This is a genomic window from Janthinobacterium sp. B9-8, from assembly GCF_000969645.2.
Classification (GTDB): Bacteria; Pseudomonadota; Gammaproteobacteria; order Burkholderiales; family Chitinibacteraceae; genus Iodobacter.
Genome location: NZ_CP014222.1, coordinates 1,434,521 through 1,458,267, shown reverse-complemented (window position 1 = coordinate 1,458,267; position 23,747 = coordinate 1,434,521). Strand labels below are relative to the sequence as shown.

32 protein-coding genes are annotated in these 23,747 nt (G+C 46.9%); 3 read left to right on the top strand and 29 right to left on the bottom strand.

Annotation, left to right across the window (positions count from 1 at the left end; all coding sequences use genetic code 11):
- Positions 1 to 155: 155 nt before the first annotated feature.
- From mnmC to VN23_RS06560, 14 genes are all read right to left on the bottom strand, one after another.
- Complete coding sequence (gene mnmC / locus VN23_RS06625) at positions 156 to 1,889, bottom strand: FAD-dependent 5-carboxymethylaminomethyl-2-thiouridine(34) oxidoreductase MnmC (RefSeq protein ID WP_052746590.1); 1,734 nt, start codon at positions 1,887 to 1,889, stop codon at positions 156 to 158.
- A complete protein-coding gene (locus tag VN23_RS06620; RefSeq protein ID WP_046351980.1) occupies positions 1,889 to 3,124 on the bottom strand; it encodes an MFS transporter in 1,236 nt (411 codons plus the stop codon). The genes mnmC and VN23_RS06620 overlap by 1 nt, the downstream gene beginning before the upstream one ends.
- An 80-nt stretch (positions 3,125 to 3,204) precedes the next feature.
- Complete coding sequence (locus tag VN23_RS21730) at positions 3,205 to 3,378, bottom strand: hypothetical protein (protein ID WP_156455136.1); 174 nt, start codon at positions 3,376 to 3,378, stop codon at positions 3,205 to 3,207.
- Positions 3,379 to 3,530: 152 nt separating this feature from the next.
- Complete coding sequence (locus VN23_RS06615) at positions 3,531 to 4,289, bottom strand: pyridoxine 5'-phosphate synthase (RefSeq protein ID WP_046351981.1); 759 nt, start codon at positions 4,287 to 4,289, stop codon at positions 3,531 to 3,533.
- A gap of 44 nt (positions 4,290 to 4,333) precedes the next feature.
- Complete coding sequence (locus VN23_RS06610) at positions 4,334 to 4,513, bottom strand: HAD family hydrolase (RefSeq protein ID WP_046351982.1); 180 nt, start codon at positions 4,511 to 4,513, stop codon at positions 4,334 to 4,336.
- A 57-nt stretch (positions 4,514 to 4,570) separates the two neighbouring features.
- Complete coding sequence (locus VN23_RS06605) at positions 4,571 to 4,966, bottom strand: VOC family protein (RefSeq protein WP_046352045.1); 396 nt, start codon at positions 4,964 to 4,966, stop codon at positions 4,571 to 4,573.
- A gap of 174 nt (positions 4,967 to 5,140) precedes the next feature.
- On the bottom strand, positions 5,141 to 5,431 hold the full coding sequence (locus tag VN23_RS06600) for a hypothetical protein (protein WP_046351983.1): 291 nt from the start codon (positions 5,429 to 5,431) through the stop codon (positions 5,141 to 5,143).
- An 80-nt stretch (positions 5,432 to 5,511) separates the two neighbouring features.
- A complete protein-coding gene (locus tag VN23_RS06595) occupies positions 5,512 to 5,982 on the bottom strand; it encodes a GyrI-like domain-containing protein (RefSeq protein WP_046351984.1) in 471 nt (156 codons plus the stop codon).
- 16 nt (positions 5,983 to 5,998) lie between these two features.
- Positions 5,999 to 6,328 carry a YkvA family protein gene (locus VN23_RS06590; protein WP_046351985.1) on the bottom strand — a complete coding sequence of 110 codons (330 nt, stop codon included), beginning with the start codon at positions 6,326 to 6,328 and terminating at the stop codon, positions 5,999 to 6,001.
- Positions 6,303 to 7,535, bottom strand: a complete 1,233-nt coding sequence (locus tag VN23_RS06585; protein WP_046351986.1) for a patatin-like phospholipase family protein — start codon at positions 7,533 to 7,535, stop codon at positions 6,303 to 6,305. Before VN23_RS06585 ends, VN23_RS06590 begins: the two co-directional genes overlap by 26 nt.
- Before the next feature lie 34 nt (positions 7,536 to 7,569).
- Entirely contained in the window at positions 7,570 to 7,998 is a 429-nt protein-coding gene (locus VN23_RS06580) for a GFA family protein (protein ID WP_046351987.1), read from the bottom strand.
- 227 nt (positions 7,999 to 8,225) lie between these two features.
- Positions 8,226 to 8,555 (bottom strand): DHCW motif cupin fold protein, encoded by a 330-nt coding sequence (locus tag VN23_RS06570; RefSeq protein WP_046351989.1) that lies wholly within the window; start codon positions 8,553 to 8,555, stop codon positions 8,226 to 8,228.
- Positions 8,556 to 8,580: 25 nt separating this feature from the next.
- Positions 8,581 to 8,967 carry a membrane protein insertion efficiency factor YidD gene (yidD, locus tag VN23_RS22410; protein WP_197433041.1) on the bottom strand — a complete coding sequence of 129 codons (387 nt, stop codon included), beginning with the start codon at positions 8,965 to 8,967 and terminating at the stop codon, positions 8,581 to 8,583.
- Between the two features lie 37 nt (positions 8,968 to 9,004).
- Positions 9,005 to 9,364 (bottom strand): DUF1801 domain-containing protein, encoded by a 360-nt coding sequence (locus tag VN23_RS06560; RefSeq protein WP_046351991.1) that lies wholly within the window; start codon positions 9,362 to 9,364, stop codon positions 9,005 to 9,007.
- A 222-nt stretch (positions 9,365 to 9,586) separates the two neighbouring features.
- On the opposite strand from VN23_RS06560, the gene VN23_RS06555 reads away from it, so the two are divergent.
- Positions 9,587 to 9,928 (top strand): FKBP-type peptidyl-prolyl cis-trans isomerase, encoded by a 342-nt coding sequence (locus tag VN23_RS06555; RefSeq protein ID WP_046352046.1) that lies wholly within the window; start codon positions 9,587 to 9,589, stop codon positions 9,926 to 9,928.
- A gap of 58 nt (positions 9,929 to 9,986) precedes the next feature.
- Here the strand turns inward: VN23_RS06555 and VN23_RS06550 are convergent, their stop codons facing one another.
- The 12 genes from VN23_RS06550 to VN23_RS06490 all read right to left on the bottom strand — a co-directional run bounded on the left by VN23_RS06550 (position 9,987) and on the right by VN23_RS06490 (position 18,060).
- A complete protein-coding gene (locus VN23_RS06550; protein ID WP_046351992.1) occupies positions 9,987 to 10,334 on the bottom strand; it encodes a GFA family protein in 348 nt (115 codons plus the stop codon).
- A gap of 126 nt (positions 10,335 to 10,460) precedes the next feature.
- The gene (modC, locus tag VN23_RS06545) at positions 10,461 to 11,528 is read right to left on the bottom strand and encodes a molybdenum ABC transporter ATP-binding protein (RefSeq protein ID WP_046351993.1); all 1,068 of its coding nucleotides are present in this window, start codon (positions 11,526 to 11,528) and stop codon (positions 10,461 to 10,463) included.
- Positions 11,525 to 12,202 (bottom strand): molybdate ABC transporter permease subunit, encoded by a 678-nt coding sequence (gene modB / locus VN23_RS06540; RefSeq protein WP_046351994.1) that lies wholly within the window; start codon positions 12,200 to 12,202, stop codon positions 11,525 to 11,527. The genes modC and modB overlap by 4 nt, the downstream gene beginning before the upstream one ends.
- 55 nt (positions 12,203 to 12,257) lie before the next feature.
- Entirely contained in the window at positions 12,258 to 12,998 is a 741-nt protein-coding gene (modA, locus tag VN23_RS06535; protein WP_046351995.1) for a molybdate ABC transporter substrate-binding protein, read from the bottom strand.
- Between the two features lie 177 nt (positions 12,999 to 13,175).
- Entirely contained in the window at positions 13,176 to 13,736 is a 561-nt protein-coding gene (locus VN23_RS06530) for a GNAT family N-acetyltransferase (RefSeq protein WP_046351996.1), read from the bottom strand.
- Positions 13,737 to 13,801: 65 nt separating this feature from the next.
- Positions 13,802 to 14,434 (bottom strand): LysE family translocator, encoded by a 633-nt coding sequence (locus tag VN23_RS06525; RefSeq protein ID WP_046351997.1) that lies wholly within the window; start codon positions 14,432 to 14,434, stop codon positions 13,802 to 13,804.
- A gap of 23 nt (positions 14,435 to 14,457) precedes the next feature.
- On the bottom strand, positions 14,458 to 14,820 hold the full coding sequence (locus VN23_RS06520; protein ID WP_046351998.1) for a GFA family protein: 363 nt from the start codon (positions 14,818 to 14,820) through the stop codon (positions 14,458 to 14,460).
- Between the two features lie 114 nt (positions 14,821 to 14,934).
- Positions 14,935 to 15,282, bottom strand: coding sequence for a hypothetical protein (locus tag VN23_RS06515; protein ID WP_046351999.1), 348 nt, complete (start codon positions 15,280 to 15,282; stop codon positions 14,935 to 14,937).
- Positions 15,283 to 15,399: 117 nt separating this feature from the next.
- Positions 15,400 to 15,654, bottom strand: coding sequence for a hypothetical protein (locus tag VN23_RS21725; protein ID WP_156455135.1), 255 nt, complete (start codon positions 15,652 to 15,654; stop codon positions 15,400 to 15,402).
- Positions 15,655 to 15,811: 157 nt separating this feature from the next.
- Positions 15,812 to 16,303, bottom strand: coding sequence for a hypothetical protein (locus VN23_RS06505; RefSeq protein ID WP_156455134.1), 492 nt, complete (start codon positions 16,301 to 16,303; stop codon positions 15,812 to 15,814).
- 583 nt (positions 16,304 to 16,886) lie between these two features.
- Positions 16,887 to 17,429 (bottom strand): GNAT family N-acetyltransferase, encoded by a 543-nt coding sequence (locus VN23_RS06495; RefSeq protein ID WP_046352003.1) that lies wholly within the window; start codon positions 17,427 to 17,429, stop codon positions 16,887 to 16,889.
- A gap of 124 nt (positions 17,430 to 17,553) precedes the next feature.
- Complete coding sequence (locus VN23_RS06490) at positions 17,554 to 18,060, bottom strand: GNAT family N-acetyltransferase (protein WP_052746591.1); 507 nt, start codon at positions 18,058 to 18,060, stop codon at positions 17,554 to 17,556.
- A 175-nt stretch (positions 18,061 to 18,235) separates the two neighbouring features.
- Here VN23_RS06490 and VN23_RS06485 point away from each other — a divergent pair, with 175 nt between their 5' ends.
- On the top strand, positions 18,236 to 18,655 hold the full coding sequence (locus VN23_RS06485; RefSeq protein ID WP_046352004.1) for a VOC family protein: 420 nt from the start codon (positions 18,236 to 18,238) through the stop codon (positions 18,653 to 18,655).
- Positions 18,656 to 18,821: 166 nt separating this feature from the next.
- Complete coding sequence (locus VN23_RS06480) at positions 18,822 to 19,931, top strand: hypothetical protein (protein WP_046352005.1); 1,110 nt, start codon at positions 18,822 to 18,824, stop codon at positions 19,929 to 19,931.
- 260 nt (positions 19,932 to 20,191) lie between these two features.
- Here the strand turns inward: VN23_RS06480 and lysS are convergent, their stop codons facing one another.
- The 3 genes from lysS to prfB form a co-directional block, all read right to left on the bottom strand.
- A complete protein-coding gene (gene lysS / locus VN23_RS06475) occupies positions 20,192 to 21,691 on the bottom strand; it encodes a lysine--tRNA ligase (RefSeq protein WP_046352006.1) in 1,500 nt (499 codons plus the stop codon).
- 67 nt (positions 21,692 to 21,758) lie between these two features.
- The gene (locus VN23_RS06470) at positions 21,759 to 22,130 is read right to left on the bottom strand and encodes a GxxExxY protein (protein WP_046352007.1); all 372 of its coding nucleotides are present in this window, start codon (positions 22,128 to 22,130) and stop codon (positions 21,759 to 21,761) included.
- Between the two features lie 169 nt (positions 22,131 to 22,299).
- Complete coding sequence (gene prfB / locus VN23_RS06465; protein ID WP_046352008.1) at positions 22,300 to 23,403, bottom strand: peptide chain release factor 2; 1,104 nt, start codon at positions 23,401 to 23,403, stop codon at positions 22,300 to 22,302.
- Positions 23,404 to 23,747: the final 344 nt, after the last annotated feature.

Here is a 23,747-nt window from a genome sequence, read left to right as displayed (position 1 = left end):
GATCAATCTCCTGTTCTGTATTTGCAGAATAGAGCGCAGATGAGGGTTGTAAGGGTTAAATGTGCGTAAATCCGCCAAACGGATACGTTCGGTAACATTCAATCACAAATGGAAAAATTCGGGAAAATAGCTTAGCTAATTAGCATTCCTTGCTTTTATTGAGGCTTGATCTTGGCTTGCTGCTCATTTAGCGCCTGCCGATGTTTACGAAGCAAAAATCGGGCAGGATCAATCGCGTGTAGCAAGTCAGATTCAAGAGGCGCTGGGTCACCATTTAGCTGGCACGCCAGCGCCTCTGCCGCAATCATTGCCCAGCTTAACCCGCGCGAACCCAAGCCTAGTAAGGCATAAGCTCCTTTCAGCCTTGGTATTTGATGGAGCTGATGAATGGCGCCATTGATGTTTTGCGGATCGGGCAAAGCGCCAACTAAAGGAAGCCGATCCAGACTGTTAGGGCGAAAACAGGCGCGGCTGCCCGCACTTTGAACTGGAGCAAGCTCAGGCAACAGGGCTTGCAGCTCGGCCAGATTGCGCTGCTCGGCGCTGGTGAGATCATTACCCCTTACTTCGGTGGCTCCAATGCAGCGATAGCCTTTAAATGCAGGCGTGATATAGCCAGAGCCGGTTAAGCTGTGCAGGGGGGTGTCAGATGCAGGGATGAGGGTAGTGCTACGCAGTGTTTTGCTCAAGGGCAGCTCCAGCTCGGGCAAGAGTGCTAAGGCTTCGGTGGCGTTGGCAACGATCAGAACAGGAGCCACCGCTAATATATTGCCGCGTGCATCCAGTGCTTGCCAGCCTTCACCCGTTTGTACGAGCTTTGCAACATGGCTATTGCAGCGTAGCTGTATCTGCTCAGACCTAAGGTTAGCGTGGCATACGCTAGCAGGATTGGCCCAGCCTCCCTGCGGAAACCACCAGCCGCCATGGCTCGGGCGCTCGCCTAAGAGTTGCATGGCCGTGTCTTGCGCTACCCAGCTCAATACCTCGACGGGCAAGTCTTGAGCGATTTCCTGCATAAGTAGAGCTTGCTCATCATCTTTTGCTACTTGCAAAATGCCATCTATGCCAAAGAAAACTTCTAAACCCGCATTTTGCAATCGCGCCAAGTGTTGCCGGGTTTCTGCGCAGCCTGCACGGCTTAAGCGCGCGGGGGCATTATCATCACGGCTAGCACTAGGGTGGAATAGCCCTGCGTGATTGCCCGATGATTGACTGGCAATCTCGTCTTGCGCTTCGAGTAAATCAATCTTCCAGTCACGGGCAGCCAAGCGCTCGGCGATGCTGGTTCCAGCTAGGCCTGCGCCAATAATTATAGCGTGACGGGGGTGTTTGGGCGCTTTGTCAAAAGGCGGGCGCGAGCACTGGCCCGCTTGATAGTCGCCTAAATCCTCCATGGCGTAGCCCGCGCTTTTTAAATGCGCTTCGCCGGATTTGTGGCGGGTGACTATGCGTGTATTAGCGCTCGATAAGCGCCATAGGGCTTTATAGTGCACAGCGCTTAGACTATCTGTGCTGATATCTGCCGCATCCAGTTTTGCATTCAAGCTGCGTAACTGGGCCAGTGGTTCACCCCACATCAGCGTGAGAATCAGCGCGCTGTTTTCTAAATGAATCCGTTGAAAACCACGTGTTAAAGCGGGCCATTGACTGGCTAATTCGGCATGTAAGCCTGCCAATTCTGGCTGCGGACAAGTTGCTAGGCCAGCCTCATTGATCATGGTAAAGTAGTAGAGGCGCTGGCTGCGCTGCGGGTCTTGTCGCCATGCCTGCCATGCCTGCAAAAACCCTGCTCCATTAGCAAAATCAAATTGCAGCATCACAAAGCGATCTTTGCCTTGCCAGCGACTTGGTAGATGATGGCGGGCTAAAAAATCATGAGGGGTAGACATCAGGCCTTGAGCGCCTCGATGCGCTGGTGCTTATCCATAAATCGTTTTAAAGAAATCACAAAAATTGCGCCAACAATAAGGAGGGCGGTAGCGAAGAAGCGATTGCCTGCCAATAAATGCCCCGCCTTAATCCCTTCAATGCCTAAGGAGTAGACGCCCATGGTGATCATGCCAAATGCGGCGGCTACCGTGCCCTTGCTGACATTGCTGGAAAAAAGCACCAATCTGAATAGCCCGGCATTAACCAAGCCGCAACCAAAGGCATAGAAGCTGATGCCGATCACCAATGAAATATAGTGACTAGGCGCGATAATCATACTAATAAAACAATAAGCCAAACCAAAGAGCTGCGGAATTAACCCTAGACCAATCATACGGCGCACCGGCAGATAGTTACTTAATTTAGCCAGTGTGAAATTGCCAATAATCAGAGCACCAAAAACCGGCATTTGCCAGTAGCCAAATTCAATCGGAGAAAGGCCCGCATCTTTAATTAAGATCACGGGCGAAATGCCAATCCAGGTTAGCAAAGGCACACTGCATAAGCCCATAGCCAATGCACCCGTTAAGAAGTGGGTGTTGCTAAATACCTTTCTGTAATCTTGCCAAACTGCGCTGAAAGTGAATGGTGTATTCGCTTTAGCGGGTGTGACTTTAGGCATGGCATGCCAGAGGCCAATAAACGCCACAAAAGAAACTGCTGCAATCACAACAAAAATCATCCGCCACGGCGCGAACTCGATCATGATTGCGCCAGCAAGCGGCCCGAGCAAGGGGGCAATCATCGCCACATTCGCCATCAGCGCAGTCACTTTAATTGCGGTTTTCTCGTCGAAGGATTCCTGCACCAGCGCATAGCCCACCGCGCCAATAAAACACATGCCGATACCTTGGAAGACCCGCAGCACAATAAATTGCTCAATAGAGCGGGTAAGTAGCGTGAGCAGACACATGCAAATAAAAAACATCACTCCCGTTAGCATCACTGGTCTGCGGCCAATTCGATCAGATAGCGGCCCTAACAGCCATTGCAAAGATGCGCCGCCCACTAGATAGGCCGTCATCGAGGTAGGGATCCACTGAGGGCCTGCATTAAATTCATGCGTCACCGCCAGCATCCCTGGCAAAATCATATCGTTAGCGATATAGGTGGAGAACTCGAACAGCACTAAGGCCAGTGGTAAGAGTAGGGTACGCCAGGTGAGTTGCGTAATAAGGGCGGGAGTGGCGGGCATGGAGTGTAAGCAGTGCAATGATCAACCGAGCATTCTGTCGTGTTTGTCATTATTTAGATAGAGAAGGATTGCCACCCTGCTTAATTGTTTTCTGCCGCGGAGGCTTGCTCTGCCGCTTGTTTAAACACGATACCTTCGACTTCCTTGGCTTTTTCTAAAGCTTCGCGTTGTGGCTCAGCAATTTTATGCGGAGCCGGGCTGGGTCCGCAGGCGCTTAGGGCGACGCAAAGAGAGATAACAAATAGTGATTTCATGATGTACCTGTGTTGTAATGGAATTTCGAATTGAACCCACATCTTAAACTACGGAGAAAAACACAACAAAATAAGGTTTTCTCCATGAAACTCCGTGTGTCCTGTGACCTCCGTGATTCAAGATCTGGGTTTTTGCTGCGTAATATCCGCTGTTAATCGTAAGCATCTTGAATGCACTGCAGGTATTCGCTTACCGTCTGCGTATACCCCAGCTCTAACGCGTCAGCAATAAAGGCGTGGCCGATGGATACTTCTTGCACGCCGGGTACGGCACACAAAAAGCACGTTAAGTTATCGCGATTTAAATCGTGGCCGGCGTTAATACCTAGCCCCGCGGCTAGTGCTGCTTGAGCTGTAGCCGTAAAACCCGCTAGAACCTGCTTTTCTGTATCTGTACCATAAGCATTGGCATAGGTTTCGGTATAAAGCTCGATACGATCAGCGCCAAGCTCGGCCACAAAGGGCATCGCTGCTGGGGTAGGGTCCATGAAGAGGCTAACGCGCACGCCCAGCGCTTTGCATTCGGCAATCAGCGGGCGTAAACGATCCATGTCGGCGGGCAAATTCCAACCTACGTTCGAGGTGAATTGCTCTTCGCTATCGGGCACAAAGGTAGCCTGATGAGGGCGAAATTCACGGATAAAATCCATCAGATTTTGAGTGGGATTGCCTTCAATATTGTATTCCGCTTGCGGCCAGCTTTTGAGTAAGGTGGCTAAATCGCTGACATCATCGCTACGAATATGGCGCGCATCAGGGCGGGGGTGAACCGTAATCCCTTGCGCGCCAGCGGCAAGGCAAATTTGCGCGGCTTTCACGACACTAGGAATCCCCAAATGGCGGGTGTTACGAAGCAGCGCTACTTTATTAACGTTTACAGAAAGGGCGCAGCGAGGAGTCGGCGTTGTCATGATGATTGGTTTTCTTTTAATAAGGCAACAAAGGGTGCATGGTGTTAAAAAGATGGCTGAGCTGTCTTGCGAAGAAATAGGCCAGGCTCTTTTGTTTTTGTAAGTATGCAAGAGGGCGATTCTGCCTCAAGCTCGCTTAAAGTGCCATAGCCCCAGAGTAAACCGCAAGCATTTAAGCCATTGATATGTGCGGCTTGCAAATCGACCGCACGATCGCCAATCATTAGTGTTTGCTGAGTTTAAATAAAGGCTAAGCATGGATATTAATTAAAACTCAATTCTTAAAGCGCGTCTTTCATATACACCAGCTCCCAAATATGCCCGTCTAAATCCTGAAAACCATGCGCGTACATAAACCCGTGATCTTGTGGATCGTTATAGGTGGAGCCGCCTGCTGCTACCGCTTTGGCGACCAACTCGTCCACTTCTTTATGACTATCGCACGATAGGCAGAGCAGCATTTCAGTGTGGGTGTGCGCATTGCAAATAGCTTTGGGCGTAAAGGTTTGAAATCTGACTTCGTCTAATAGCATCACAAAGATGTCATCAGACACAATCATACCGCTGCCCGTACTGTCAGAAAACTGAGGGTTAAAACTAAAGCCAAGTGCTTTGAAAAACGTGAGAGATGCTTCTAGGTTTTTAACAGGAAGATTGACGAAGATTTTGCGGCTCATCGGTGCGCTCTCAGAATGAAGAAAGGATTTTAGCGTGGCAGATTCCATGCACTGTTTGAAAGGCGACTTGAGCGCCCAATCCAGTGTAGAGAGCCCAATGCTAAATCGCCACTGAGTCGCTCATCTTTATGTATTTGAGTGTGTGAAATAGGGATGCTTCATACCTGATCAATGCTATTTCTTAAGTGGCTCGCACCAGCAATCGCCACTTTTAGCAGAACAAACGCAAACCTCATTTGGGCATGGGATGGGGGCTTCTTCCCAAACATCGGGCTTTTTAGTGCGATTACTGAGTAGCCCCTTGATGATTTCTTCGTTTACCGCAGCGCCAACCTGCATCAGCGGCTCTTGATAGAGAGGCGTATTACGATGATCATCAAGTTGTTTTCCAGCAACCGCCCCTAGCAGGGTGCACGCACAAAGTTGGCCTACTAAAATAAGGCTGCACAGGCGCTTTATTGACATATAAGCTTACCGCTGAAATAAAAGATTCAGCGATCTTACGTCAAGCAAAAGAAATATGCCGTTGCAATAAGTATGGATTGTTATTTATCAGCAATTGAAATCCATATTTCAATTTCACCTATGCCCGCATTCCAGTTAAAAGACGCATCATAAGTTTCAAAGTCAGGCTTATGCGCGGATTGATAGTCGGAGTTAGGAAGCCATTCATTACAAATCGCTTCCCACGTTTCTCCTAAATGAGCAGCAGGGCCGCTGTGCTTGAAGACAGCATATTGCTGGCTGGCAATTCGCATCCACCCCATATCGGCCGGTAAATTTTGCAAAGATGCCACTTCAATGGCGCACATATATTCAAAGCCATGCGCCGGATCATGGCCACACATCACGCCGTAAACGTTTGAGCCTTGCTGACCAAGGATGGGCAAAAGGGAGTGAAACTGCCGCCATTGCTCAGGCTGGCTTCGGCTTGATTCAGCAAAACCATGTTGTTGTCTTAAGCCCCCTAGTAATATGGGCTTGCCCTGTTCAAATCGAATGGCTTGAATACTCATCAGCTTCTCTCAGGAGTTAAGCAAACCACTGCTGTAATTTTTGCGCAGTCCGCTCTTTAATATCTGCCGTGATATACATGGAAACCATGCCAATTGCAGCGGCAAGTGCACCTAGATCATCACTAAAACCTGCCACAGGAATAACGTCTGGAATAGCATCCAGTGGCAGAATAAAATAGGCCAATGCGCCAAAGATAATGGCTTTTGCCCATGCCGGTGTTTCAGGGCGCTGTGCTGCGTAATAAAGCCAAAGGGCTTTTTCAATGACTTTTTTGCCCGCTTTTATAGCGAATGACTTGAGTTTTTGCCAAAAGTCATCGTCAGAGTAGTTGCCTGCTGTGGTCATGATGTTGGCCTGTAAGTGGTGTAAGGGTGTAGCTTTGCCATTTCTCAATGGCGTCTGAAAAACGGGCAAAGCCGATTTCGCAAATAAAATCTTTGCCAGCACGTATGGCTTGATTATGGACCTTATTTTGCATCCATAATTCGCAAAAATGCACAATTAAATCAATGTCAGCCTGTGCAATAACGGCCATATCCAGATTGATAAGGCGCTTAAATTGCACCTCGTCAAAGCCATCTGGAAGTACCCAGCCCTCGTGGCTATTGCCGCGTGCTTGAATCAAAGGATTTAATCGAATGAGGCCAGAGTCAATAATAGGGCATTCATCCATTGCTAATGGTAAGCGCCCACCCATTAATAAATGAGCCAGAAAGGTGTGTGAATCAGGCGGATCGGCCAAAATCGTGGCGGCTACTTTTTTAATATCGTTTTGAATGGATGATATTTGTTGTTCTTTAAATAGTGTGCTTGATTCATTGTTTTTTCGGGTATTTAGCAGCGGCAGCATGGTATTGCCCGTGCCGATACTTAAAATGGCAATTTGCTCTTTTTTCCAATTTGCGGCAATTGCTTCTGCTGCAGCGGCTAATACGGGGTTGTTATAACCCGTTAAGCCACCATCCCAATATTGCCCGCCAGCTATTTGAGCGGGTTGGTCAAAAAATTGAATCGGTGCATTACTGGATGCATGCACGGCATCGACCAACGATGTATCGACATAGGGGGAGGTGACTGCACCCGCAAGGCTTGGCCATGAACGAAAGAACTTGGCACGATCCCTGTCATAGTCGTAGCTTACAAACATAAATAAAATGGGCTGATTGTTTTTGCCCATTATTTGAATATCTCGCAGCCATTTAGAGCCGTACTGCGTAAATGCAGCGAGTAATGCTTGATATTTTTGTGCGGTAGAAAATCGTGGCAAGGGCAAAAATAAACTCAAAGGATTTAATTTCTTATACCAAGGTAATTCACTAAATATGGCTCGCCGCTGTGGCTCGCTCGTAAAGAGGGCAAGTATCTCTGCTAATGTGAAATCTTCAATCAGCGCTGCCGCTACAATACTGCCGCCCGAATTGGCGGCGACTAAATCAAAGTGCTTTAAAACAACGTGTCCACGGGTATTAGCACCATAAAGTTTAATCAGTGTTTTAACTTGAATGAGCGCCCAAGCACCCCCACCATCTAAAGATAAAATATGGTATTTCATGATGCGCAAAATTCCCAATGACTAAAGGCAGTGCTTATTTAGGGATAGATCGGCCTGCTGCAAATTGTGGCAGCGAATCTTTAATCTCATGCCATGGTGCTTTGAATTGGGTAAATACATGGGCATCGGGTTTGATGTCGATATCGCTATCTAAAGTGCCTAGTGCAAATTCAATCCATTCGCCTTGGTCATTTGATGAAATAAAAACAAGGCTTGAACCGCAGTGCTCGCAAAATTGCCGCTGAGTACCGTTGGAGGCGAGATAAGTTTTGAGTGAAGCTTCCCCGGTTAACCAGCGAAAAGCGCTCTTTTTAGCCTCAGCAAAAGTGGAAAATGCTGCACCATGAAATTTACGACACATGGTGCAGTGGCAATGCGCCATCCTTGGGCCAATTTCATCGGCTTCATATTGAATCATCCCGCATAAACATTGGCCTTTATAGGGCTTAGCATGAGTGGGCATGGGCATCCTTGTAGGCTATCAATGGCTTTTTGTGTAATCGCCCATTGGGGCAGAGGAAAAAAGTATCGTCCTGAGCGACATGCTCCGGGGGCGTTTGTGCCAGAGCGGCCACAATAGGGATGAGCGCTTCAATGCTACTAATCTGGGCTTTTATTTCTCTATTTCTGGCCATGGGAGATGTTTTATCTTGTGCTTAAAAGTACAGGGCATAGGCGGGGATAAGTGATTTAATCCACGATAAATAATTTGGCTCCAAGCGCGGTAGACGAGCGATGAGGCTCGGCCTGATCTGCAACCTGGTAGCTCATGCCTGCGCTTAAGATAAAACTGCGCCCATCTTCAAGCTCGGTATGCAGCTCTCCTTCCAGACAGAGCAAAACATGCCCTTTGCTGCACCAATGATCAGCTAAATAGCCAGCGCTATATTCCACCATGCGCACTCGCAGGTCGCCAAAAAGCTGGGTGCGCCAAAAAGCAACTCCGCTTTCGCCACGGTGCTCGATGCGTTCAATTTTGGACCAGTCGGTAACACCAAAAGGGATGTTCGAAATGTGCATCGTGGCTCCTGATAAAGAACGGTTTTTATTGACGCCGCCAGCGAGACTGTTTCTTTGGAGCGTTCGCTGATTGCTGTTTACGTCTCGGCCAGTCGCAGTTATTGCAGCAGCAGCTTAGCCAATCACCCGCATCGCTAAAGCTACTATTGCCGGGGAGATCGCAATCTCCTCTTTGCGCGATGGGCGGGCGACGTTGTAAAGGAGTATGTTGCCGATAAACTTGACCGCAACGGGCCATGCGCTGCCTAAGCACCGCAAGCCCTGCAAATACACCATACCTGCGAACGGCACGAAAACCCAGTGTGGAGCAGCTGGCTCTACCTGTATGGACATGGTAGGCGCAACAAAAGCCTTTATAAGGTGAAATATATTTTTTATATATTTGAATGAATAGCAGCAGAATAAAACGCAAGGCAAAGCATCCGGTGGGTATTTATGATTGATTAAATCTATTTTTCAATACTATTTTGATGTGCTTCTAATAGATATGTCTTTAAATGTTTTGCTTCTATATCGCCCGCTTGCTGAATTTTGATATGGCGACGAATTTTTCCTTTGCCTTCCAGTACTTGATGGGGGTCTTGCAGATCACAGCCCCGGCTAAATTCAAGGCTAATATGGCTGGTATACGCAAACACGCCGCAAAACGGAGTGACATCCGCAAAAATTAAGCCGCCATACATGACGCGCTCACTGGCATGGGGGATAAGAGAATAAATCAGCGCCCGAATGGATTGCACCACCGTATGCAGCTCAGGGTTGTTTAGGCAAATATCACGGAGTAGCTGCTCTATTTTCTCATCGCTCATGATGACTGCCTTATAAAAAAGGTGAACTTATGCGTTTGCTTACGACTTCAAACAGTCCCTTATTGCGGAGTTGATGTTGCCATGCCAACTTGCTTTCATCAAGATTAATTTTTCGTGGGTAGATAACTAGGATTGAATTCGCGGTCCCGACGAATAATGCAATGCCGAGATTGCATCTATCGCGTTTATAATTCCGATATGGCTTATTTAAAAGAGAACAAAATGAGTAATGAACTAAAAATTGAAGATATACAGCTGGGTGAGGGCAAAGAAGCCGTAAGAGGCGCTTTGATTACCACTCAATATCGTGGTTTTTTGGAAGATGGTACGCAATTTGATTCTTCCTATGATCGCGGTGTGCCGTTTAAGTGTGTCATTGGTACAGGGCGCGTGATTAAGGGGTGGGATCAGGGTTTGATGGGTATGAAGGTGGGCGGCAAGCGTAAGCTTTGGGTGCCTGCGCATCTGGCCTATGGCGAGCGGCAAATCGGCGAGCATATTAAGCCAAATTCTAATTTGATTTTTGAATTGGAATTATTAGAAGTGCTGACGCGTGATGAATAGCGCAAATTAAAAAGCGGCCCCGCATATGGCGGGGCCCATAATGGCCGGGCCGCGGGTCTTATAAGGATTTGCCGTCGTAGTGATGTACAGGAATGGCGGCAAGATCGATGTCTTCCAGACAGCGCAAATTAACCGCCACCACAGAATTGCCCTGCGGGTCTGTGCCTTCGCCAAAGGGGTGAATGCCGCAGTTCGGGCAAAAATGGTGTTTAATCAGGTGCTTATTGAAAGTGTAAGTACCGAGGGCTTCCCTTGGTGTATGAAGGGTAAATTGATCACCCGGCACAAACCACAATAAAGAGCTTTTGCGCGAGCAGATCGAGCAATTGCAAGCGAGAGCGCTGCCAATTTCACCTTCCGCACTGAACGCAAGCTGGCCACAGTGACAGCTGCCTTTATAAATCATGAAACTTCTCCTTAACGCCTTAGGGTCATACATTTTTGGGGAGTCAATTCAAAATAGCATTTGCATCATAAAACGCAGATTTGTGTGGCCTAGTTTGGCTGTCTTTTTAATTAAAGCGCCCCAAGCCTATTCCATCAAAGCCACTGATTTAATCTGTGCCCACACCTGCAGGCCGGGACGGATATTGAGCATGGCTGCCGATTTTTTGGTCAGCCTTGCCAGAATGATGGCCTCGCCCACTTTTACCCTGACCAGCACAAGGCCGGGGTGTTCATCGCCGGCAAGGGCATCAACACAGCCAAGTAAAACATTCTGGATGCTGCTTTTGCCTGGCGGCTCAATGGCCAGGCTGACATCTCTGGCGAGTACCCGCACCCGCAGCTTACGCCCCACCGGCAGGCCCTGATCTCTGGCCCACAGGCTGCCGCCTGAAAAAGTGACTCTGGCTAAATGCCATTCTGCGTCCAGCTCTGCCACGCTGACATCCAGAATGGCACCGGCATCTTCACCTAAGCGAATCGGCAGATCGAGCCGGGTCAGCGTATCGGCCAGCGGGCCTGTTGCCAGTACACGACCGTTTTCCATCACCACCAAATGATCAGCGAGCCGGGCGACTTCATCGGGGGAGTGGCTGATATACAGCACAGGGATGCGCAATTCTTCGTGCAGGCGTTCCAGATAGGGCAGGATTTCTTGCTTACGTTTTACATCAAGTGCGGCCAGTGGCTCGTCCATCAGTAAGATATCTGGGCTAAGCGCAAGGGCACGTGCGATGCCAACTCGGCTGCGCTCGCCACCCGATAGTCGCTCGGGTTTGCGCTCCAGCAGGTGAGCAATACCGAGTAGCTCGATGGCTTGCTCTAAGTTGACTTGCTGCTTGGCGGGAACGCGCTTTAGCCCATAGCGCAGATTACCCAATACGCTTAGATGCGCAAACAAGCTAGCTTCTTGAAACACATAGCCCAGCGCACGTTTGTGCGTGGCTAAAAAATGGTGCTCGTCTTGCCAAACTTCACCATTGATGACGAGCTGGCCTGCGGCACGTTCCAGCCCCGCAATACAACGTAGCAAGGTGGTTTTGCCCGAACCAGAAGATCCGAAAAGGGCGGTGATGCCATGGCTGGGTAAATCTAAATCGACATCCAGCTTAAAGTTTGGCCAATCCAATTGAAAGCGTGCCTGAATACCTGTCATTTCACGCCCCTACTCGGTCGCCAGAGATACATCGCCAGCAACACAAAAAAGGAAAACGCCAGCATGACAGCGGAAAGCCGGTGTGCTTGCAGATAATCCATTGCTTCTACATGATCATAAATCTGTACCGAAACCACACGGCTGACGCCAGGGATGTTGCCGCCTATCATCAGCACGACGCCAAACTCACCCACGGCATGGGCAAAAGTCAGAATGCCTGCGGTCATAAAGCCGGGTAGGGAGAGGGGAACGGCTACGGTAAAGAAAGCATCGAGCGGAGACGCGCGCAAGGTGGCGGCGACTTCCATTGGGCGTTCCCCCACGGCCTCAAAAGCGGTCTGCAAGGGCTGCACCATAAAGGGCAGTGAATAAAACACCGAAGCAATCACCAGCCCCCAGAATGTAAACGGTAGCAGCCCAAGACCAAGCGTTTGAGTAAGCTGCCCAACCGGCCCCTGCGGCCCCATCGCTAGCAGCAGATAAAAGCCCAGTACTGAAGGTGGCAAAACCAGCGGTAGCGCCACGACGGCCGCCACTGGCCCTTTCCACCATTTCTTGCTGCGCGCCAGCCACCACGCAATCGGCGTGCCGATGATGAGCAGGATGATGGTTACGATGCTTGCCAGCCTTAGCGTCAGCCAGATGGCTTGCAAATCACTCTCTGTTAAAAGCATGCATTTTTTTCCGGTCGATATAGGGTGGGGCGCAGGCCAATTTCAAGGCCACATCTCAAATCGCATACCCAGAAGCATTAATGATTGCTTTGGCAGAGGGTGATTGTAAAAATTTAAACAGCGCTTCAGCCGCAGGCTTACCTTTGCCCCTGTTCAGCAAGACAGCATCTTGCCGAATCGCAGAGTATAAAGACGGCGGCACAACCCATGCAGATCCGCTTTTAAGCTTGCCCGCAACAAACGCTTGCGACATCGCAATAAAGCCCAGCTCTGCATTGCCGGTGGCAATAAACTGATGGGTTTGGGCGATGTTTTCGCCAGTCACAAATTTAGGCGCAAGGAGATCAAAAACGCCCAAGGCTTTTAATGTTTCGCTTGCGGCTAAGCCATAGGGGGCAAGCTTGGGATTGGCAATGGCGAGGTGAGCAAAACTACCTTTCTTTAGAATCTCACCCTTATCGTCAACATAATTGGCTTTTTCACTCCACAGCACTAATTTGCCGATGGCGTAAGTAACACGATTCGTGGCTAAGCCTTCTTTTTCTAGCTTGGCAGGGGTTTCATCATCGGCTGCCAGTAAGATTTCAAAAGGCGCACCATTTTTAATTTGCGCATAAAACTTACCTGTTGCGCCGCTGGACAGTAGTAATTTATGACCACTACTCTGCTCAAATAGCGCAGCAATCTTTTGCATCGGCCCCGAAAAATTGGCTGCCACAGCCACTTGAACTTCATCGGCAAAGGCGGGAATAGAAATACAGGCCATAGCGGCCGCAATAAAGTGCTTGGCAGTCATTAAAGCTCCAATTAAACAGAGGCGGCTGGTCTGCATGAGAAAAGCCAGCTTGCTGGCCGATAGCTTAATGCTTTTAGTGGCGAGTGTGTTGATACGAAAGGGGTAGGCAGAATAAAAACTGACGAGCAGGTGGGTAGCGATTAAATCGCCACCCTTATTTTGCCAAATAGTACGATTTTATAAGCCGCGTGTTTTCCAATCACTAAATAAAAGCCCATACAGCGCCGTATCAGATACCACGCCATCTACAATCCAGCGTTCACGCAAATAGCCTTCGCGGCTAAAGCCAAGGCGCTCCAGACTTTTAGCGGAAGCGAGATTCCTAGGGTCGATATCGGCCTCTACGCGGTTTAATTTTAATTCTGAAAAGCCAAAATCAAGCAGAGCACTAAGCGCCTCATGCATATAGCCTTTTCCCCAGGCAGAATACGCCATGCCATAGCCAATTTCTGCACGGCGGCTTTGCTGGTTCAGATCAAACAGCGTGCAATTACCAATTAAGGCATGATCTTCTGCGCGCTCAATACCCAGGCGAATATATGTTCCTTCCGCCATTGCTTTTAAATCACGGGCAATCAGCGCGTGAGCAATATCAATAGAATCCCAGAGTGGTGTGCTCCAATATTGCATAACTTTTTCATCAGAAAAAATAGCCAGCAGGGCAGCCGCATCCGATTCTTGTAGCGGACGAAGTAATAAACGTGATGTTTGTAATTCAACTTGGTCAAAAGTAGCCATATGGCGTGATTCCTTAAATGAGATAAAGGCCACAATACTTTGGATACACCCGCAGGTGCAATGTCTTAAGCCGTTTTATTACGTAAGCGCAGCAAGCTAAGCCCTAGCACAACAAATAAACCGCCTGATACATAATTAAACAGCTGCATACGGCGAGGGTTGGCAAACTGGCTTTTTAAGCTACGGGCCAGTAGCACATAAAAAGCATGTGATATTAGGGCGCAAGCTGCAAAAGTGGTGGTTAATACGGTGAATTGCGTGAGGACAGGCGCATCCTGTTTAATAAATTGCGGAAACAGCGCCGCAAAAAACAGAATAGCCTTAGGATTAGTCAACGCAACAGTTAAGCCCTGACAGAATAAACGCCAGCCTGACAGCGAGCTTGCCTGGCTTTGGGTGTCAGAAAAAAGACTGGCCTTGCTACGCCACTGTTTAATCCCTAAATAAATTAAATACGCCGCACCACTTAGTTTTAATGCAGTAAAGGCGATGGCGGATGTAGCCAGCACAACGCCCATACCTGCCATGGTTACACCAGAAACAATAAACAGCCCCACCATATTGCCAAGCGAGCTAATCATGCTGCGCCATGGCCCGATAGTCAGCGAATTGGAAATCGCCAGTAGTACGCCGGGGCCGGGTGTAAAAGTAACCAGTAGCGCTACACCGCAGAAAACAAACCAATTAGATAAATACATTTTAAAAGTCCTAGTAGATATAGCTATGGCATTGCCATACCAATAGTCTGCCTGATTGGAATTCCTTCGGCATTAAAATCTGCCAGACAAAATACATTAATTCCAAAGTAATCAGGCGTAACACGCTTACGGTGAAAGGGGTAAATACCACATACCTTGCAGAAAAAATGATGAGCCGTATGAGTGTGAAATTGATATTCACTTAAATATTCATTGCCCTTTAATAACTTAAATGCGGTTTCATGCACTTTAACCATCAGCGCATTTTTTCGATAGCAAATCGAGCAATCACAGCGCGTAAGCTCTGGAAAATCCGTTTCAACTTCAAACTGAACGGCACCACAGTGACAACTGCCTTGATATTTTTTTAGTGGGCGATAAGCCATGAAAGGGCCTTGGAATAAGCGTTAAGTGGGGTGGGATGGGGGTTTGCATCCCCGTGCATGGCAAAGTGCCCTCAACCCATTTCTGGGCCTCCGCACGATATAATCTTGAGGCGTTTATCGTAAGAGCGGGTAATGCTTAATCCTGCAAGGACCTCTGTCTTTGCAAATGCCATCCAGATACTGATAGCGCATCTTAATAAACGCACCACTTTTTGGCCAATACTTTTTAGGCAACTCACTCTGAAAGTCTGCCGTTTCAGGCCTGAAAATAATTTGCTCCCCGATTGTTGGACATTCAGCAGCTGATTTATCAAGCCGCTTTAATACGCTCACATCCATTTGCCGATCGGCTTTCTTATGCGAATTAACATGGACTTCCAGATCACATATTTGCCAGCTGGCCGCATGTGCAGTGCATGTAATCAGAGGGGAGAGAAGCAAGATTAAAAATAGATGTCGCATAAGAGGCCATAAAATAAGCGCGGGCTTGTATTAATCTTTGATTGTACTGTTCATATCAATCCGATAGCGATAAGTGCGGGGGCCTTCGCTCCCACACTAAGGGCGCTTTAATTGAAATTATTTTTGTACGCACGCGGGTATTTTGTCGTTTTCTGTTAAGGCATTGAGCTGCTTCCAGCTCGCCCTAGGGCACGCAGCAAGCTTCTTTTTAGGCATGCACACGATGCGATAGCTATTGATTTCTTTTTCTTGTAAGCATTGTTTAAAATCTTTAATTTCAAGATACTTTGGTGGCAGGGCGGCAAAGCTATTGGCCGAGATGCCAGCGATGAGTGCAATAGCCATACTTAGCTTACGCATATTGATTTTCATACCTAGGCCTTTAATAAAATCAAAAAAATAGTTAATATTTTCCAGCTCATTGTAGCTGCGCTTATAGCATAGAAAAAAATAATAAATATAAAATGTCGCAGCATTCGACAGGTGAAAATTTTTGGGTTGGTCCTGATTGTTTTCTGCGGCAATACGGCTATTCCATTGATTTACTCGCCTCACATAGGCGCTTAGAAAATGTACTGTTTTGGATAAGTTTGCCTTCAATAATTGGTGTAGAGGCAGATGATGCAATTCCTATGTTCTGCGTGCCCATACCATGAATTACTCCAAACTTTCCCGATACATCAACAGTAAAAGCATAAGTCCCATTTAGCCCAGCAGCTGAAATAGACTTACGCAAACGCTCTGCTACTACGGTATTACCGAGAAGTGCCTGACGAAAATCGTTTGGGTCTAAGGATTTTGGTAGTTTCTCGATATACGCAGTTTCAATGCCACTAATTTCTACAAAACTTTCATGCCAGCAAGGGTGTTCAATGCCGCTTGTGCGAAGCGATTTAAAGCTTGCCTTGCCTACGCCACTAGAAAAATCAAAAAATGCAATAGTCAGTGGGTTGTCGCCAGAAAATGCAGTATGGCTATAGCACAGCAAAGTGATAAAAAATAATGAGAAGATGTTGTTCATTAAGCGCATCAAATTTATGGGTTTCTGATTACGCCTCTTACTCAATGGACTCTGTGTAGATAGATTTCTTGAGCGAGAGACTTGGTTTTTTAATTTGCAGGGCGGGTTTCACCCGCCCTACGATACTGATAATGAAATTGAGCAAGAGGCATAATCAGGCATGGGTTTGTATTGGGTTTTGGGTGGCATTATTTTAGATGCAAAGTAAAAAAATGAATGAGAGCCCTATGCAAAACAAGGCAATCCCTAGGCCATATTTATTGATGTCGAACAAAGTCGCTTTATCATGAAAAACAAAAGTGCGAATAAATTGGTACTTTTTTGAAAAAAAACTCAACGCAGCAAGAAAAAAACACATTGACACTACATACACAACGGTTGTTGTTGCTTTGTTTTCAGGGATGCTACTAAATGTAGCGCCTATTAGCCAAGTGTTAAAAAAAACAATACTAATTACCATTAGAAAACTTGGCTTTATTGCAGAAAAGAAACGCATAATTTACCTCAGTATTCACATAAAAATTGCAACCGTAAATTGCATTTAACACAAAAAATACTATCCAGAATTCTGCAATAATCCTTATCAGTGATTCAGTTTATCACCCCAAATTTTTCTGCTCATAGCAAGCACTACAGTACTCCACGATTTACCTTTAAAAAACTGCTCATTCACACGCTCAGCTTCTATATACATTCCAAGTGACTCACAAAGGCGGATTGCGGCTTTATTGTTCGTAATTGACTCTGCATAGATTCGCTGCACATTTAATTCTCTAAAGCCAAAATTAATGATTGCCTGCGCCGCTTGTTTTGCCGCGCCTGTGCCGTGCCAGTGTCTTCCTAACTCGCAGCCTATGGATGCATTGCCATGCGCTTCAATACGAATACCGCAAGAACCCATTAGCTCGCCGGAGTGAGAAACAATAGCCAGTTGGTATTTGCTTCTTGGCTGCTCTTTTGCCTGTTGAATAAATAGATTTAACAGAAATTCAGATTTTTCAGGTGACGAATCTTCTTCGCTATAAAAGCGCTGAAATTTTTTATCGCTGCGCAGATATTTATAGGCATTTAAATCAGCAGGCGTAAAGTCTCTTAGCAAAAGCATTTGGGTTGAAATTGGCAACATCACTTAATTCCAGTACTTAATTCTATTTGTAAAAAACACTTAAGCAGTACTTTAAAGCAATGCTTAAGTACTAAGGTCTAGCCTAAACAGCAGCGCCTCTTGATTATCCGCTTCTGGGCCGGCATTAAATTGCCGCAAAAGCATCGCTCCTGCCTTTTCTGCAATGCGGCGCGCATGCTGCATTATCAATGCCTATGGCGATATCAATCCAGCTTAAACCAAGGATTTTAGCTAAAGGCATCAATTGAATCATTGCTTGTGATGCATAATTGCCCCCGCGCTTCCACGGAACCACCGCATAGCCAAGATGCCCCAAGCAATAAGCAGGCAATTCCGAAGTCCCTTTTTGCCAGCGCAAACTTAAATCGCCTGCAAACTCGCCATCAGAAATCCAGTATCTAGCCCGAGGTAGGCGGGGCACTTTGCTGCCATCGTTGAGCTCTACAAGTGGGCCGCTGCCGTACATATCTGACAGCGAAGCGAGAAATGCGTCAGCGTTTTGGTCAATGCGAGCCAACTGGGCTGATGCACCCGCAGGGTCATGGTCGTCGTCACGAGTCCAATTTCGCTCTAGTGCGGCGATATAGCTGGGTAGAAGGGCAAAGTTTGGGGCGAGGAGTGTGATGGGCATTTGTTTTCTATCTTTTTTGATGGGCTAGCGCGTGCGCTACTTTATCCAATTTGATATCTTGCGTCATCAGAAAGAAAACAAGAAGAATGGAGCATCACTTCTTGCCTGGCGATAGTCGACAAGGCACAATTAATAAAAAGAACTACCGTTCTATATACTTATAAGGAAAGTGCTAATGCGACAACGCCTGAATTTAATCTTGCTCGGGGTAAGCGATATCGCTAAATCCACCGCCTTTTATGAAGCGCTAGGGTGGCCCAAGGCTGAATCGAGTCATGCGGAGTTTGTAAAGTTTGATTTGGGCGGTATTGTGATGGCAATTCAATCCCGCGAAGCTTTTGCCATAGATGCCAACTTTGCCACGGCAGAGGGGAGTGGCTTTTCAGGGATGGCATTAGCCTATATCGCCCGCAGCCCAGAAGATGTGCCGCGCGTTTTAGATAAAGCCGCCAGCCTAGGCGCAACGATCGTAAAGCCCGCCACGAAAAACGCTTGGGGTATAGCAGGCTATTTTCGTGACTTAGACGGGCATTTATTTGAAGTGATTTATGAAGATGGCTGGGTTTTTGATGGGTTTGATGATTTGATTGTTTAGGTAGGAAGAGCCTATTACTAATTGGGGAGCGACTAGTGGCAGCTCTGTTGCTGGCGACACACCCTCAATAGATAAACAACTTCATTTGCAGTGCTAACAATGTTTTGGGTTAAGTAGATGCATAAATAATTAAATCAATATTTAACTTTTTAGGTGAGAGGTTTTCATGGCAAATAATATATATGCAGAGGGTATCAAAAGCACTGGCTTTATCCTTGAGAGTAGGGTGGGTGATCGCCTTAGAAAAACGGGGTGGAGTATTATTAATAATAAATATTATGAAGATGACCTGGAGGGGGTCGTTCGAGAAATTGATCTTTTGGCATACAAGGTTTCCGATGTAAAGGGGACTAATATCTATACTGTATTAATTATTAGTTGCAAGAAAGATGCTGATAATGTCTGGGCTTTTGTTGCAAAAAAAACTGCAGCAAACAATCCCAATGTAAATTGGGAGCCGTTGCATATTTGGAGTAACAATAAAGCAATTAACTATTTAATAGATAGTGTTGGTGCTGAGAAGAAATACCATCAAGATATAAAGGAATTTGGTGTAGATGAAATTTTAAAATTTCCAGAATATGAGGTTTTTGCCTTTCAACAAATGAATCGTATTTCTGGTGCCGCCAAAAATGACAAGGCTATATTTGGTTCCGTTAATTCATTGATAAAAGCTCAATCGTATGAGATTGGAGCATTACATAAAAGAACTAAAAATATATGTGTTTATCAGTTTAATTTAATTTCAGTTGCCGAAACGGATTTGTACAGGCTTGATGTTGATGGCGATGATATAAAGCAGGTAAAGGTAGATAGTACACACTACATCTACAGGTATATAATCAATAAGAAAGAAGATTTTTCAAGAGTTCTTTTTGTTTCTGAGGGGTGTTTTGAAAAAATGCTAAATGAATATAGCCACCTACATAAAGCTAATTGTAGTTTATTCGAAAGAAACATTGAACTATTTTATGTTGATATTTTTAAGGACGATAAAAAAATAAAGTTATTTACTCCTGATTTTATTCATGGAATAAGATGGTTTATTCGGAGCTCATTATGGAGGAGAAATGTTAGTTTGGACTTGGAAATTAATGAAATACACCTAAATTGGAATAAATCAGATGAGTGTGTTGAAATAAATGTTTTATTTTCTAGTGATGAAATTTCCATATTAAATAATAGCGATAGCGTTTCGAGATATACAAGTAAAATATTACGGGAAATATATAGGTATGAGGGGGTTTTTCGGTATGTTGAGGGTATTCCTTTTTAAGGGGTTTTAAATTTTAATCCTTGTTCGGAGCCTCGTGGGGGGGGTAGGTTCGACGAGGCGAGGATTAAAAATCGGATTGAAACGTGTGCCGACAAGCACATTTGGTACTTATTGGTGTGAAAAATATCAACAAATTCAATACGTTAAATAAATGTGCTTTTGCCTTTCATGCGGATTGGCGCTTAGCGTACAGACAGCAAAAACCCCGCATAAGCTATTAACCGATGTGGGGTTTTGTCGTTTTAGTCGCTTACTAAAACTTACTCAGGACGCATCTGCGGGAATAGGATAACGTCGCGAATGCTTGGTGAGTCGGTCAGTAGCATCACTAAGCGATCGATACCAATACCGCAGCCGCCGGTTGGGGGCATGCCGGATTCTAAGGTGCGGATGTAGTCGGCGTCGAAATGCATGGCTTCATCGTCACCGGCGTCTTTTTGCTCAACTTGGGCCATAAAGCGTTCGGCTTGATCTTCCGGGTCGTTCAACTCAGAGTAACCGTTAGCGTGTTCACGGCCAACCATAAATAGCTCGAAGCGCTCGGTAATGCCTGGTTTGCTATCGTTGGCACGAGCCAGGGGGGAGACTTCGGCTGGGTAGTCAATAATAAAGGTTGGCTCCCACAGCTTGGCTTCGGTGTTCTCTTCAAATAGGGCCAGTTGCAATGCACCAACGCCTGCGTTTGGTATTGGTTTGCCACCCAAGCGAACCACTTCTGCCGCTAAGAAAGCTTGATCGTTCAGTTGCTCGTCCGTGTACTCCGGATTGTAAGCTTTGATCGAGCCTGCGATGGTGTAGCGAGCAAAGGGCTTGGATAGATCGACTTCTTTGCCTTGGTATGTAATGACGGTGCTGCCAGTAGCAAGCAGGGCACAAGCGCGGATGATGCCTTCGGACATTTCCATCATGCGCTGGTAGTCAGAATACGCTTCGTAGAATTCGATCATGGTGAATTCTGGGTTGTGGCGGGTGCTCATGCCTTCGTTGCGGAAAGAACGGTTAATTTCAAACACGCGCTCCAAACCGCCAACAATCAGGCGTTTGAGGTAAAGCTCTGGGGCGATGCGCAGGTAAAGTGGCATATCCAGTGCATTGTGATGCGTTACAAACGGCTTGGCTGTTGCACCGCCGGGGATGCCGTGCATCATCGGGGTTTCAACTTCTAGGTAGTTTTCGCCCACCATGTAATCGCGGATGCACTGAACGATTTTAGAGCGCTTGATAAAGGTAGCGCGGCTTAGATCGTTAGTAATCAAATCCAGATGGCGCTGACGATAAATCTGCTCTTGGTCTGCAAGACCATGATGCTTATCCGGAAGAGGGCGTAAAGATTTAGTCAGCAAACGCAATTCGGTAACTTGGATCGAAAGCTCACCGGTATTGGTTTTCATCAGCATGCCACGGGCAGCAATAATATCGCCCATATCCCATGTCTTGAAGCTGTCGTAAATATCTTCGCCCACTTTATCTTTGCTGATAAAAAACTGAATGCGGCCTGTGGAGTCTTGCACAGTAGCAAAGCTTGCCTTGCCCATCACGCGTTTGAGCATCATGCGGCCAGCAACGGCTACGCTGACTTGAGCGGCCTCCATATCGGCTTTTTCAAACTCGCCGTACTTGGCTTGCAAATCGCCCGCCATGTTTTCCCGTTTGAAATCATTCGGGTAAGCCACGCCAGCAGCGCGCAGGGCAGTCAACTTAGCGCGGCGTTCCGCGATAATCTGGTTTTCATCTTGCTGGATAATTTGTTCTTCGGACATTTTTATATAAATCCAAATCTTGAACCACAGAGGGCACAGAGAACACGGAGGTTCACGGAGGAAACCCTTAAAGTACGATACGTTTAATACCGTGCTTTAGTAATGTGGTATTGAAGTTAATCAACAGGCCAACTTTGTGGCCACTTAGTCTTAAATAAGTTAATAGCTGTGCTTCATGTATCGCTAACAAATGATCACAACTTTTTAATTCAACAATGACTTGCCCGCCAACTAGTAAATCCAGTCGAAAAGCGTGCTCGACAATGGTGTTCTTATAGTGAATTTTGCAATCCACTTGTCGTTCTGCAGTCAGTCCACGTAAGAATAGCTCGTGTATCAAACATGCTTCATACGCTGATTCAAGCAAGCCCGGTCCAAGATGGCGATGCACTTCAATGGCAGCGCCCAAAATGTCGTCAGTTAACTTGCTTAATTGCATCGTAAGCCTCTATGAAATGTGTTTCTTTCTTGAGGGTTTATATGCGGCAGTGACGCTAGGCAACAAAAAACAAAGAGCTTGCTTTATTTAAATAAGCCCTCACGGTTTTCTCCGTAAAACTCCGTGTTCTCTGTGCCCTTTGTGGTTCAAGATTTGGGTTTGAAAAAACTTAAACCCCGTGTTTCAAGCTGGCGGCGATGAATCCTTCTAGGTCGCCGTCCATCACTCCCTTGATGTTGCCAACCTCAAAGCTAGTACGCAGGTCTTTGATGCGGCTTTGGTCGAATACGTAGGAGCGAATCTGATGGCCCCAGCCGATGTCGGATTTGGTCGCTTCAAGCGATTGCTGCGCTTCCATGCGTTTACGCAATTCCAACTCATACAATTTGGCGCGCAGCATTTTCCATGCTTCGTCACGATTTTTGTGTTGAGAGCGGTCATTTTGGCATTGCACAACGGTATTGGTTGGGATGTGCGTCAATCGAACCGCAGAGTCGGTTTTATTAATATGCTGACCACCCGCGCCAGAAGCACGGTAGGTATCGGTCCGCACATCAGCCGGATTGATTTCAATCTCGAAACTATCGTCGACTTCCGGGTAAACAAACACCGAGGCAAACGAGGTGTGGCGGCGGTTGTTTGAATCGTAAGGCGAGCAACGAACCAAGCGATGAACGCCTGTTTCTGTGCGTAAGAAGCCGTAAGCGTAATCGCCTGTGAGTTTGATCGTCGCCTGGCTGATACCCACGATATCACCGTCCGATTGCTCCATCACTTCAACGGTAAAGCCTTTGCGCTCGCCATAGCGAACATACATGCGTAGCAACATGCCCGCCCAGTCTTGCGCCTCAGTACCGCCAGCGCCCGATTGAATGTCGATAAAGCATGGCATTGGGTCCATCGGGTGATTAAACATCCGGCGAAATTCCAGCTCTTCAACGCGGGCAGAAATGGCATCCACATCATCAGACACGGCTTGCAAAGTATCGAAGTCGCCTTCTTCCTTGCCCATGTCGAACAAATCTTTGGCATCGCCAAGGCCTGCGGAGACTTCATCCAGCACCACAACCACGCCTTCAAGCGCTTTTCGTTCGCGGCCTAATTCTTGCGCTTTCTTTTGATCGTTCCAGATATCCGGGTCTTCCATCAGGCGCACAACTTCTTCAAGTCGATCGCTTTTGCCGGGATAATCTAAGTATTTGCGTAGTTCTTCGCTGCGAGAGACCAAATCATTAATCCGGTTCTCGATCTGATTAAGCTGTTCTGCTTCCATGCCTGTGGCTTTGTCCCATAAAGGCGGCTTGCAGTCTGTCGGACTTAAGCAATCGTTGCGAGGGGAAGTTCGGTTTAAGACACATTTCGCGGATTTTTGAGGCGAATAGCTGGCTATTCAACGAAAAAATGCGTGAAATGTGGCCAAACTCGGCTTTTCCGCAGTACGATCAGTCTTAAGTCTGGCAGGCTGCAGACACTAAAGCGCGAAATTATACCGTGAGAGTGGCATTCAAGGGGAGTCTCAGATGGAAAATTGCTAAAAGCACAATTTATTCAGTCAGAAAGCCGCCACAAGCCGCATAGGGTGCGGGTGTGTTACAGCGCAGGCTTTGCAAATTAAGG